The sequence below is a fragment of the Veillonella sp. oral taxon 158 genome (assembly GCF_018376515.1).
GTDB lineage: Bacteria > Bacillota > Negativicutes > Veillonellales > Veillonellaceae > Veillonella > Veillonella rogosae.
On record NZ_JAHABE010000007.1, the window covers coordinates 70,849 to 83,521 of the forward strand.

Consider the following 12,673-nt stretch of genomic DNA (forward strand, 5'->3'; position numbering starts at 1 on the left):
ATAGTATAATAATAAATATATGCAGTATAGATTATTATTTTAGTCTATACGAATATTGTATTGTTAAAAACGTGAGGTGTCTTATGAGAGCTCTCAATAAAAAAGTTATGACATTGGCTTGTGCTACATGTTTAACAGTCGGCATGGGTGCAGTGGCATGTGCTGATACGGTAGATTTAGGTTATGGTATGTATGGCAGTACTTCTCCTGCGGTGAAAGCTGTAGAAGTTATGTATGTTCCTACAGATGCAAAGCTACGTAATAATGAGCAAAGCCAAATGCTTTTCGCTGCGAATAAAGAGGTAGTTAATACTTTTAATGCTAACTTAAAATGGTATTCTTCTGTACCCGTTAATCCTATCAAGGGTGAAGTTCTAGATGGTTTTTCTTATTATCAATTACAAGGTACAAATGAACAAGGGCACCATACAGGCTATCTTTTCGTGATTGATTATGCTAAATCAGGTCTTGATCAAACGATTAGCATGGATAAAATGGTTTTAGAAAAGGGCTCTGAAGCGGATAAGGCTAAATTAAAAAACTCCATCTCTAAACATGTTAGTGTTTACTCTAAAGAGAATGCTCAACAACAACTAGCTAGTTTACCTGGTGATACTGTAGAGGGGGCAAAATTAGCTAAAGCTGTTAAAGCTATTAATGATAGTATTCCAAGTCATATAAATAATACATTTGATAAATTACTAGCTGCTGATAAGAAAACATCCGCTAGAGATAAGGAAGCAATTTCTACATTTACTGGCTTTATGGCAAAACAATTGAGCGTAGATGCAACGCATGTGGCTTATAAACCTGTTCAAACTCGTTATGGTACAGCCGTAACTGGTGATGTACGCGGTGCACTAGGCTTTGATGGCTTTAGAAATAGCTTTGCTTTGATTGGTTATGCAATTCCTACTGATAAGGGTCTGTCTGTACAATTCTTATACTCTGATGATTCTAGCTATGATTATTGGACTAATGAATTGAACCATATGTATCAAACACAATCTCTTAAGGGAGGTAAATAATATGAAATCTTTGAAAGTATTGGCTTGTGCTGCCTGTCTTTTAGGAACTGTATCTGGTGTAGGTTTTGCTAAGGATGTACAAACTATTGGGGGCTCTATGGTAGTGCCTAATAATGTTAATGTTGTTTCTGCATCCAAAGCAAATACGCCTAGCTTTATCACCTCTTTTATTACCAATCAAGAAAAAGCAGATCCATCTAGCGCAAATCCTGTAAATGCACAAATTAAAGAATTTATAAAGAACTTGGGTACTAATTTTGATGTGTACCAATTACAAGGTGCGGATAAGACAGGGCAAAAGGATGCTTTTGTTGTGGCAGTAGATGTAAAAGAGGTAGCACAGCAATTTGCGGGTAAAGAGGCTAATGATCCTATGTTTATAGCTGCTATGGCGGCGCTTGATAAAGGTCAAGTTGATCCTGTTACAGAACAACTCATACTAGGTACCATTAATAAGAAAATTCCAACTACCACAACTGTAGTTCCTTTAAATGGGCCGATTAATGTGCCAAGCCTTGATGCTAATAAAGGAACGATTATGCCTAAGGTACTTAAAACTATTACCGTAGAAGATGCGGAACAAGTACATTCTGTAGCGGGTACAAAATATCAAACTTATGCAGCAAGTTCTCGCATGTTATATTCCGATGGATCTCTACAAACTCCACTCTATGCAAATGCTGCATTCGTGTTGAAGCCAGGTAAACCGGTGTTATATGTTGGGTTAACAACTGACGTACAACATGATTATTTCAAACCGATATTTGACAACGCATTCAAATCTGTTAAATAATTTATTATATACGTACTTTTACAGAGTGCGTCATATATAGCGAGCTCCGAAGGTGAGCCTCGCCCTTGAAACTGTTATATTTATTTTTAATTATATTTATAAAGGAGAATTATTATGAAAACACTTTTCACAGACAAAGCACCAGCAGCAGTAGGTCCTTACTCTCAAGCTAAAGTAGTAGGCGGTTTATTATTCGCTTCTGGTCAAATTCCACTCGATCCTAAAACTGGTTCCATTGTTGCAGGCGGTATCGTAGAGCAAACTGAACAAGTATGCAAAAACATTGATGCTGTATTGGCTGAAGCAGGTTGTGACTTCTCCGAAGTTATTAAAACAACTTGTTTCTTGGCTGATATTGCTGACTTCAAAGCATTTAACGAAGTGTATGCTAAATATTTCACTTCTAAACCAGCTCGTTCTTGCGTAGCAGTAAAAGACCTTCCATTGGGTGCTTTAGTAGAAGTGGAAATTATTGCGGAAGTATAAGATGGATTATATTTCTTTGCTACAGTCAGAGATGCGTCCTGCCTTCGGTTGCACTGAGCCAATTGCATTGGCTTATGCGGCTGCGAAGGCAGTCTCTGTCTTAGATGAGTTTCCTAACCATATTCATGCTCGATGCAGCGCGAATATTATTAAGAACGTCAAATCTGTAGTAATCCCTAATTCTGGCGGTCGTAAAGGCCTTACGGCTGCCATCACTTTGGGGGCTATCGTAGGTCATCCGGAGCGTGAGTTAGAGGTATTGGAATCTGCTACAGACGAAGATCGTAAATGGCTTGGCACGTTGCTTGATGCCAATTTCTGTACCGTTTCGCTCGCTGAAGGCGTAGATAATCTATATATTGAGATTACCGCCGAAACAGATGAACATACGGCTATAGTTCGTATTGAAAATGATCACACGAATGTAACTTATGTTGCTGTAGATGGTGAGATTATTTCTGAAACAGTTAATGAAATTAAAAAAGCAGTGAACACTGAATATGCTATGACTTTTGATAGCATTTATGAATTTGCCTTAACTGGCGATATTTCTGGTATCCTTCCTCAAATTAAACAACAAGTTGAGTATAATACTGCAATTTCCAAGGAAGGTTTATCTAACGATTACGGTGCTAACATTGGCCAATTATTACTGTTGGACGATGAAAATCCATCTCTTGAAACAAAATGTAAAGCTCGTGCAGCGGCTGGCTCTGATGCGCGTATGAGCGGGTGCCCATTGCCTGTAGTTATCTGCTCTGGCTCTGGTAACCAAGGTTTAACCGTATCTGTACCAATTATTACGACTGCCGAGGAACTTGGTAAAAGTGATGATGAACTTTATCGAGCGCTAGTCTTTGCTAACCTGTTAACACTGTACGTTAAATCTGGCATTGGTAAATTGTCCGCATACTGCGGCGTTGTATCTGCTGGTGTTGTAAGTGTAGCAGGCATTGCCTTCTTGAAAGGTGATAGTAAGGACATCATCGAGAATACCCTTGTAAATGGTCTTGCAAGCTTATCTGGTATCGTATGTGATGGTGCAAAACCATCCTGCGCAGGTAAAATTGCGATCTCTCTTGATGGCGCCTTTATGGGATATAAACAAGCACGCCTTAATAAGAACTACCAAAAAGGCGATGGCCTTGTAGCATACTCCGTTGACGAAACCATCCGCAGTATCGGTACTGTGGCTCAAGGTATGAAAGAAACGGACGTAGTTATCTTGAATGAAATGCTAAAACATTAATTTAGCTAAAAATATAAGCCCCCGTTAGGGGGCTTTTTGTATATTAACTTGTAGCACCAAGATGTTATAATGATGAATATTCGTTGTTATACATAATATATGTTGCTTACAAGATATATTTATTGAGTTGATTATAGGTGTAAAGTTAATGGGACTAGGAATATTTACAATTATTTTTATTATTATAGCTATAAATACGGTGTTAGGGCCGATCAAAATAAATAGTAAATTCCTATTTTATATAGCACCACTAATATTAATTGCTACATCTTTAGTTGAAATTTTCCTAATACACGATGTTCAATATAGAAATGATTATAGAATTATAAATCTTTCTATAATGTTTGTAAGTTTCATGACCGTTGCATACATTAGAAGTAAACAACCCTTAAAGAAATAAAGTAGGTGATTTAGTGTTTTTAATTAATCATATGTGGGACTTTATTATTGCTATATCTGTTATATTTATGTTGATTGGTAGATTCTATCATATCAGTGGTTGGAACTATAGAATCCCTATGGGCCGTGGTGACTTTTTAAAGACCTACATTATGACCTTTATAGGAATATTGTTTAGTGTCTTTTTAACTTATCGTTTGAAGGTTAGCACATATGACAGTAGTCATCTTTTCTACGCTATCATAGTATGTGTAATAGGTGCTATATGCGTATCTCAATTCTTTCTGTGTGGAATGCGAAGAATTGTTGATTTGAAATGGTGCTCCCCTTTATTTTATCCTGTTGTATTTATATCGGGTCTTATACTATCTAAGTATATTCCTGATTTAATGTCACTTATGATGCTAGTCCAGCTTTTGCTTTACTTCACACCCGGTAAAAGTGAGTAAGCTACTCGGTTTTATAATCTTGTATGAGGTAAATAATGACGGTTTTAATGTTTTTCGTGATATATTTTGGTTCAGTAGTTCTTTTATGTTCTTATAATTTTATTACATGTGGGAACTTCTGGAGAACGGATTATTCTGCATTAAATAGGAAGTGGTTTTTCTTCTATAGTCTCATTATAGAGAGTATTGTCCTTGTAGTGTTACCGCAGGTTAGGTATTTATTTAATGAACCTTATATAAACTCTATGTTAGGTACCATATTATTTGTACTTGTATTAATAGTTTGTAATATGGGTACACAATATATTGGTATTAAGCGTTTGGTTGATATTGGTATTACGAATCCGAAATGGTATCTAGGGATTAATTTTCTTCTCTTAGGTTCTATATTACTTCCTGGAGAAATAAAAAGTATTATTGTACATTCAATTAATATGGTTGTATTAGTTATGCCACGTAAAACTATTAAAAATAATAAATTACATTGATTTAATGTGGATCGCATATGTATAAAACAAAAAGGGCTATTTTACAGCCCTTTTTGTAGTTCTTGTCTATTGTAATTTTTTAGGATCTTTAAGTATCAATGATGCCCCAAGGCCCATCACGAGGAATGGCACGAGTGTCATCATAGCAACCGGTAAGGAGTAGGTATCTGCTAGGTTACCTACTACAGGTGCGATGACACCGCCGATGGTTTGGCTCACGCCGAGGGTAATACCCGATGCAAAGCCGATACTTTTGGCTAGATATGTTTGGCCTAGTACGATAACTGGACTGTAGCTAATCGCTTTAGCAGCACCAATCATGAGTAGTAGCAAGTATGCTACAGGCATCATGATGAGTGGCGAGAAGGTTGGCACCTCTGTTAATAGGAACATAGCTGGTAACCAAACTAATAGGGATAGTCTGATAATCTTGATAGGACCATATTTATCCCCCAATAGACCGCCGATATAGGTCATGAAGATACCGATACTAAAGAATACAGTTAATGCAAAGCTGCCTTGTTCTGGGCTTGTACCGAGCTCGCGCGTCCAGAAAATTGGAATAAAGGCGTTGATAACGCGGAAGTTTACCGATTGGCTCAAGATAATAATGAACAAGATGCCAAAGTATTTCCAGTAGTTCTTAAGCGGTTTCGCCGCTACTGCTGGATTTTCTGTAGCCACTGCTTGGTCAATGGTACGTGCATGGGCTACAATGCGTGGCATGAGTACAAATAGAACTGTTGCGATAAGCAAACCGACTACGGTAAAAGCAGCCAATCCGTGCGGCCCTATAGTATAGGCGATAGTCCCTGCAAATAGTGGGCCTATGGCAAAACCAGAGCTGCCACCGATAGCAAAGGTGCCCATGGCCTTACCTTTTTTGCCACCACCGAGGCGATTCATAATCTTCGCGCCTTCTGGATGGAAGATAGAAGACCCTACACCAGCTAAGGTGGCGCAAATAAGGAGACTTTCATAGGAACTGACGAAACCCATCACGCCTGTACTACAAGCCGATAATAGAACACCAAAGGCGATAAGCCGGGGCTGATTGATCTTGTCTGAAATATAACCTAATAAAGGCTGTAATAATGAAGATAATGCTGTGTTAGCTAAAATGAGGAAACCTGCTTGTTCTAAGCTCAGTCCATAGGTGTAAATGAACAGTGGCAAGAGGGCAGGCAACACACTTTGACAGGAGTCATTGATCATGTGACTCACTGTGATGAGATAAGGGTAATATTTTTTCATAGTAGTGTCCCCTTGAGTCTATTTAATAGCAGTAATTATATCTTGTGTATATTATAACTCATAAAGTTACTAAAGTATTGATAAATATAGATACATTTCTCATGCAGTAACGAGGCGGAGTATATCCGCCTCAATCCTATCATAAAGTTATTGATAAGTGATAAATCATTAAAGTATAGAGAAAAAGTAGATAAAGACGGTAGAACGCATATTTACTTTATTACTAAAAAGGCCTAGTAATGACTAGGCCTTAATATTGTATCTTGTTTTAATACTATGTATAATAAACTTAAACGATAGGAAAGAGGATAAATATGAAGAAGAAGAAAAATAAAAATAAAAAGAAGGATATACCATTCTTATTGGTGGACGATAGTCAATATGCCGATTTGCCTGTAACAAAAACTCCAGATGATATAATTACTGAAGAAGAACAGGCACAAATTGATGAAATTTTAAAAAAATATGACTTTTAAGCACATGCATAATCGTATGTGCTTTTTGTTTACGCCTAATACTATGTATAATGAACTTAAATGATATGGAAAGAGTGGTAAAATGTTATCTCTTATATTAATAAAACTAAATGAAGAAAAAGCTATATATGAGTTTCACCCTAACGCTAGTGCTGAGTATGGCATAATAGAATTAGATCGTAAAAGCAATGTGGCTATTGTTAAAGAACCATTGCAAGGTAGTGAGTGGCATACAGTACACGCTTTAAATAAATTGGAGGAATACGGAAGTTTAAACTCATTTCCTAAAGAAGAAACATTATATTGGTATTAAGAGTTATGCAATATGTATAACTCTTTTTTATAAGCATTTTACGCCCTTTCATGTGTGATGATTGGGCGTATTTTTATTGGTGTAAAATAAAACACCCTACCAATATAGCAAGGTGTAAGAGATGATTATATGATTTTGTAAAATGTCATGGGGCAATAAATGGGGCAAATACCACCATATAATAGAGAATGATTGATACACAAAATTCACTCAATAATATAAGAAAACCTAGATAACATCTGTATTATGTGTATCTAGGTTTATCTATTGTATCTCTATCATTGTCATTTAAAAGAATGGCAGAGGAGGAGGGATTTGAACCCCCGCGCCGGTTGCCCGACCTACCGCATTTCGAGTGCGGACCCTTCAGCCTCTTGGGTACTCCTCCGTGCTTTACGGCGCTCTTTAAAGAAGTCTTTCATAATTTGGCTACATTCATCACCTAGCACACCTGATGCCAGTTCAGGTTCGTGATTTAATCCTGGATGAGAGAGCACATTGAATAGCGATTCTACGGCGCCTCCTTTGTAATCACTAGCACCATATACAACACGGTCTATACGACTGTTAATAATGGCTCCAGCGCACATCGGACACGGCTCTATCGTAACATACAGGGTACAACCAGTCAACCGCCAGCGCTTGAGAACATCGCATGCTTCGCGGATTACGAGGACCTCTGCATGAGCTGTTGCATCATGATCTAATTCACGACGATTATGGTGGCGTGACACGACTGTATTATCTTTTACAAGAATGGCGCCAATGGGAATCTCTCCAAGGCTATAAGCCTTGCGTGCCTCTTCCATAGCAATGGCCATGAAATACTCATCTCGAGTACGCTCATCCATGTTTTCTATCTCTATAGGTGTAATGTCTTTTGTCATTCTCATACCTCTTAATGTATAATATCTTACATAAAGTCTATCATAGTGTACGCAGTAATGCGAATAGATTGTGTGAGGGTATTATGGATATTATATGGTATATGTTTGATATGATTGGCACCATTGCCTTTGCTATCTCTGGCGCGCTCGTTGGGGTAGCACGAAAAATGGATATTTTCGGTATGGCTGTATTGGCGTTGGCTACGGCCATTGGCGGTGGCATTGTGCGGGATGTTTTGCTCGGATATTTTCCGCCTAACTCATTGCGCAATGTTGTATATGTGACAGTGGTTATTTCTGTCACTATCATCGTGTTTATTATGTATAATAGCCGCTATCGTAAACATGCGATGGGGCCTCGCAGTCGAGCAGGTTATTTGTTAGCTGATGCATTAGGTTTGGCGTCCTTTACAGTAACCGGCGCCTCTGCTGGATTTAAACTCTATCCTGAGTTGCCGATTTTCATTGTATTACTAGGGACAATTACTGCCGTTGGGGGCGGTATTATCCGTGACATGTTGGCACAACGGATTCCGTCCGTTCTGAAAGAAGATGTGTACGCACTTCCAAGTATCTTTGGCGGTATCGTTTATTATTTAATGGTTATTTCTAGTTGGGCTGGAGAGGCCGTATACGGAGCTTTTACCGTCGTACTAGTGATTCGATTACTAGCCATAAAATATAACTGGAGCTTGCCAAAGGTGCGATAATTCCTCAATGTTTGCGAATTATTGTGCAAGTGATATAATTATTCTATTGAGCATTTCATAAAAGTGTCAGAAAAAGAGAGTATTATATAACAGTTAATTTTGCGAGTCGGGAGTACTCGCGTACACAGAAGGAGATTTGATTCATGACGAATAAATGGTTGAAAGTAGCATTAATGGCAACAGCTATTGCTACCGGTACATCCATCAATATTGATGCGGAAACCGTATTATATGTCCCTCAAGATGATCGCCCTGTAAGCTTGCAATATACAGTTGATACAGCGCGTGAAGCGGGGATGACTGTGTTGACACCACCTCAAAACTTGATTTCTGGTAAAACATACCAAGGTCAAGCTGACCAAATTATGGCTTGGGTTGAACAAAATGCAGGCCGTGCAGATGTTATGGTATTGAGCACAGATACTCTTATTTATGGTGGTCTTGTAGACTCTCGTAAACATAACATTCCACTTAGCACTTTAGAAAGTCGTTTAAAACGTATTGAAGGCTTAAAAGCACGTCATAAAAATGTACGTATTTATGGCTTTGGCACTGTAATGCGTTCTCCACGTGCTAGTGGTGGCGGTACTGAACCAGCTTACTATGCTGAATATGGTCCTACTATCTTCCAAATTGCAGCATTGCAAGATAAATTAGACTCTGGCTCCTTAACACAAGAGGAAACTCAAAAATTGATGAGCCTTCAAGCCTCTGTTCCTGTTGAGTACTTACAAGACTGGTTTGATCGCCGTCAAAAGAATATGAAAATCAACAAAGAGTTGATCGACGAAACTCGTAGCGGTGTATTCGATTACTTTGCATTGGGCCATGATGATACATCTCAATTATCCCAATCTGCATTAGAAGGTCGTTACCTCAGCAAATATTCCAAGGATATTCCTGTTGAGAAATATGGTAGCTTCCCTGGTGCCGACCAACTTGGGCTCTTGTTGATGGCTCGTTCTCGTACAGACGAAAGTACTGAAAAACCTACATTTTCTGTAATTTACCCACTCGGTGGTGGCGGTAAAACATTGCCAGGTTACGAAGACCAAACGATTGATAAAACAATTGCTCAACACGTTGAGGCCGTAGGTGGCACTATGGTGACACAAGGTAAACCAACTGTGTTGTTAGCAGTAAATACACCACTTACTACAAGCACTGGTGAATCTGAAAGCTTCGAGAACTTCCCGATGATTTCTAATTCTACAAATGCTTTCGTAGATCGAATTCAACAAGCTGTTGATTCTGGTGTAAACGTAAGCGTTGCTGATATTGCTTATAACAATGGTGCGGACAATACATTAGTATCTGCTATGTATAAACGCGATATGTTATACAAAATCGGTGCGTACAATGGTTGGAATACCGCAAGTAATACGGTAGGCTACGCCATTGCGCAAGGGGTATTGCTCAAAACTATGAGCCCAGAAGGTCACCGCAAAATGTTGACTCAACAATATTTGGATAACTGGGCGTACCAAGCGAATATCCGTAAAGATATTTACCGTATGCAAGACTCTATCCGTACAGATAATGTACGTTACTCTGGCGAGTTGAACGAACGCCTTGAAAGCTACTTAGGTGAACGTATTCAAGATTTCGCTGAAAAATACTTGAAAGTAGATCCTCGTACAGTAAAAGCTACATTCCCATGGGGCCGTCTGTTTGAAACAGATATCACTGTTTATGACAAACCAGTGGTACCTCTTGAAAAAGAATTGCGCTTGAAACGCGAAGAAGAAGCGCGTATTAAAGCTGAAGCAGAAGCTAAAGCTAAAGCAGAAGCAGCTGCAAAAGCGGCGGCAGAAGCTAATGGCCAAGCTGCACCTACACAACCAGCAAAAGCTGAAGCTCCTAAAACAACAGCATCTGCTGCTCCAGTAGTTAAACAACCAGCTACTACATCTCTAGGTCCACGCATTGTACCGACACCTGCAGTTGTACCTGGTCAATAATGAATAGGGAATGGCTATGAAAAAAGCATTTTTACCGGAAATTACTTATATGCGTGGCCTTTGTATGCTCGGTGTTATCGGCATTCATGTTGGCTCTTACGCATTGCAAAACCCTTTTGTAAATTTGGAACTCATTAGCGTCTTAGAAATTCTATCGCGCTTTGGTGTGCCTGCGTTTTTCTTCCTCTCTGCATTTGGATTGTTCTATCATACCTCTGTAGAGGGACCATTCTCATATAAGGAATTTATGCACCGCCGCATTCAGGTGGTGCTATTTCCATATATTGCGTGGTCCATATTTTACTTGCTCTATACGGGGCTGACGGCGCATAACCTAGGCAATCTACGTCCCGGGCCATTGGCGGTTAACTTACTCTTTGGTACATCTATGTATCATCTGTATTTTATGGTTATCTTGCTGTGGTTCTACGTGATGATGCCCCTGTGGCGTGCTATGGTGAAAGTCATCTTAAAACGCCCTGTATTTTGGATGGTCTCACTATTTGTCCTCCAAGTCGGCATCGACTACGTATCATCGTATATGCTCGGCCGTTGGGTGATGGAAAACCTCAGCAATCAGCCTGTGCTAAAATATCTCTTTGATATGCGACTCAACTATTGGGTCATCCACTATGTGTGGATATTCCTCTTAGGTGCCGTATGTGCTGAACGATATGAAACAGTGTGCGACTATATGTGGCGTTATCGGTATTTATTAGGTGCTAGTGCCGTAGGTTCGGTACTTTTGATGCTTGGGTCTTACTACTATGTTATGGACGTATGGCATTACACTGTACTAGAAGCCATTTATACAGTACATCAAATGAGTCCGATGGGTGTTCTATACACTGGTCTGGGCACGATGTTTAGCTTGTTCTTATTCCAAACATTGCCTATGAATGTAACTATGGAATCTATTTGGTCTGAGATAGGGGATAAGTCCTATGGCATCTATTTAGTTCATCCATTTTGGTTGTTGATCATCTCTAGCATGATGGCTAAATATAATCTCCTCTATACAGTGGTCAATGTCCTTGCTATGTATATTATGGCCCTAGGATTGTCGTACTTGACTACAGTAGCGTTGAATTATGTGCCTAAACCGTTGCGTAAATTTATATTAGGAAACTAATACATCCGCTAGGATATAGTTTTTAACTATGGTATCCTAGCGGATTTTTGTATATCTAAATAATATCTTTCACAAAGTAAAGTGTGAAAATTTGAAAGTAATTGTGTTATAATAAGTCCATGATTACTACTTGATAGAGTAACGAAATAGAAAAAGAGGTGCTCCTATGCAAGAATTAACATATTTTAATGGTGAATTCGTTGAACCAGGTGCTAAAGTTATCAGCATTGATGACCGTGGCTATTTGTTTGGTGACTCTGTATACGAAGTTGTGCGCGTCGTAAAAGGCCGTTGCTTCGCATTGTCTTATCACCAAGATCGCTTGTATCGCTCTATGCGTGAAATGGATATTCCTGTAAAAATGACTCCTGATGATTTAACAGAGTTGCACGAAATCTTAATCGAGCAAAGTGAAATCAAAGAGGGGTATATTTATTTACAAATCTCCCGTGGTGTGGCACCGCGTCGTCATGCATATGATCGTTCTAAACTAGAACCACAAATGCTCATGTCCATTCGTAATTTAGATATGGATGCAGTGAACAAATTGGGTGAAGGTGTAAAGGCTATTGCATTGCCTGATGAACGTTGGGATCATGTAGATGTTAAGACTACTAACTTGATTCCAAATATTTTGGCTCAAACTAAAGCAGAAAAGAAATTTGCTTATACTGCCATGTTATTCCGCGATGGCATTTGTACAGAAGGCGCTACTTCTAATGTGTTTGCTGTAAAAGATGGTATCTTGTATACGCATCCAGCAGATAATCACATCTTGAAGGGCATTACTCGTCAAATGATTGTGACTCGCGTTGCACCATCTTTAGGTATTACTCTTATCGAAAAAGAATTCGACCGCGCCTTTGTTGATGATGCGGACGAACTATTCTTTACCGATACAATTGGTGGTGTCATCCCGATTATCAAGCTAGACAAAAATCCTGTATCTGGTGGTAAACCAGGTCATGTGACACTTCGTCTACGTGAAGCTTTAGAAAAATTGATGGAAGAAGGTTTGCCTTAATTGGTAAGCTGATTTCATTAAATG

Annotated in this window: 13 protein-coding genes and 1 tRNA gene; 11 read left to right on the forward strand and 3 right to left on the reverse strand. The window is 38.9% G+C overall.

What is annotated here, in order from left to right:
- The first annotated feature begins 83 nt into the window (after nucleotides 1-83).
- The 5 genes from KH364_RS05810 (at nucleotide 84) to KH364_RS05830 (ending at nucleotide 4,892) form a co-directional block, all read left to right on the forward strand.
- Nucleotides 84-1,028: a hypothetical protein gene (locus KH364_RS05810; protein ID WP_273298938.1), complete on the forward strand. Its 945-nt coding sequence runs from the start codon at nucleotides 84-86 to the stop codon at nucleotides 1,026-1,028.
- A gap of 1 nt (nucleotide 1,029) precedes the next feature.
- Complete coding sequence (locus KH364_RS05815) at nucleotides 1,030-1,821, forward strand: hypothetical protein (protein WP_273298939.1); 792 nt, start codon at nucleotides 1,030-1,032, stop codon at nucleotides 1,819-1,821.
- A gap of 114 nt (nucleotides 1,822-1,935) precedes the next feature.
- Nucleotides 1,936-2,307, forward strand: coding sequence for a RidA family protein (locus KH364_RS05820; protein ID WP_273298940.1), 372 nt, complete (start codon nucleotides 1,936-1,938; stop codon nucleotides 2,305-2,307).
- A gap of 1 nt (nucleotide 2,308) precedes the next feature.
- The gene (locus tag KH364_RS05825) at nucleotides 2,309-3,556 is read left to right on the forward strand and encodes an L-serine ammonia-lyase, iron-sulfur-dependent, subunit alpha (protein ID WP_273298941.1); all 1,248 of its coding nucleotides are present in this window, start codon (nucleotides 2,309-2,311) and stop codon (nucleotides 3,554-3,556) included.
- An 883-nt stretch (nucleotides 3,557-4,439) separates the two neighbouring features.
- On the forward strand, nucleotides 4,440-4,892 hold the full coding sequence (locus KH364_RS05830; RefSeq protein WP_273298942.1) for a hypothetical protein: 453 nt from the start codon (nucleotides 4,440-4,442) through the stop codon (nucleotides 4,890-4,892).
- 66 nt (nucleotides 4,893-4,958) lie between these two features.
- Here the strand turns inward: KH364_RS05830 and KH364_RS05835 are convergent, their stop codons facing one another.
- Nucleotides 4,959-6,146, reverse strand: coding sequence for an MFS transporter (locus KH364_RS05835; protein ID WP_273298943.1), 1,188 nt, complete (start codon nucleotides 6,144-6,146; stop codon nucleotides 4,959-4,961).
- 314 nt (nucleotides 6,147-6,460) lie between these two features.
- On the opposite strand from KH364_RS05835, the gene KH364_RS05840 reads away from it, so the two are divergent.
- Nucleotides 6,461-6,622 (forward strand): hypothetical protein, encoded by a 162-nt coding sequence (locus KH364_RS05840; RefSeq protein ID WP_273298944.1) that lies wholly within the window; start codon nucleotides 6,461-6,463, stop codon nucleotides 6,620-6,622.
- 82 nt (nucleotides 6,623-6,704) lie between these two features.
- Nucleotides 6,705-6,935, forward strand: a complete 231-nt coding sequence (locus KH364_RS05845; protein ID WP_119206496.1) for a hypothetical protein — start codon at nucleotides 6,705-6,707, stop codon at nucleotides 6,933-6,935.
- A 297-nt stretch (nucleotides 6,936-7,232) separates the two neighbouring features.
- On the opposite strand, the gene KH364_RS05850 is transcribed toward KH364_RS05845, so the two are convergent.
- Both KH364_RS05850 and tadA read right to left on the reverse strand, forming a co-directional pair.
- A tRNA-Ser gene (locus tag KH364_RS05850) sits at nucleotides 7,233-7,323 on the reverse strand.
- Nucleotides 7,277-7,822, reverse strand: a complete 546-nt coding sequence (gene tadA, locus KH364_RS05855) for a tRNA adenosine(34) deaminase TadA (RefSeq protein WP_199179778.1) — start codon at nucleotides 7,820-7,822, stop codon at nucleotides 7,277-7,279. The genes KH364_RS05850 and tadA overlap by 47 nt, the downstream gene beginning before the upstream one ends.
- Before the next feature lie 83 nt (nucleotides 7,823-7,905).
- Between tadA and KH364_RS05860 the strand changes: the two genes are divergently transcribed.
- From KH364_RS05860 to KH364_RS05875, 4 genes are all read left to right on the forward strand, one after another.
- Nucleotides 7,906-8,532 (forward strand): trimeric intracellular cation channel family protein, encoded by a 627-nt coding sequence (locus KH364_RS05860; RefSeq protein ID WP_273298945.1) that lies wholly within the window; start codon nucleotides 7,906-7,908, stop codon nucleotides 8,530-8,532.
- A gap of 143 nt (nucleotides 8,533-8,675) precedes the next feature.
- Nucleotides 8,676-10,493, forward strand: a complete 1,818-nt coding sequence (locus KH364_RS05865; RefSeq protein ID WP_273298946.1) for a DUF4127 family protein — start codon at nucleotides 8,676-8,678, stop codon at nucleotides 10,491-10,493.
- 10 nt (nucleotides 10,494-10,503) lie between these two features.
- Entirely contained in the window at nucleotides 10,504-11,625 is a 1,122-nt protein-coding gene (locus KH364_RS05870) for an acyltransferase (protein WP_273298947.1), read from the forward strand.
- 166 nt (nucleotides 11,626-11,791) lie between these two features.
- The gene (locus KH364_RS05875; RefSeq protein ID WP_009351830.1) at nucleotides 11,792-12,649 is read left to right on the forward strand and encodes an aminotransferase class IV; all 858 of its coding nucleotides are present in this window, start codon (nucleotides 11,792-11,794) and stop codon (nucleotides 12,647-12,649) included.
- Nucleotides 12,650-12,673: the final 24 nt, after the last annotated feature.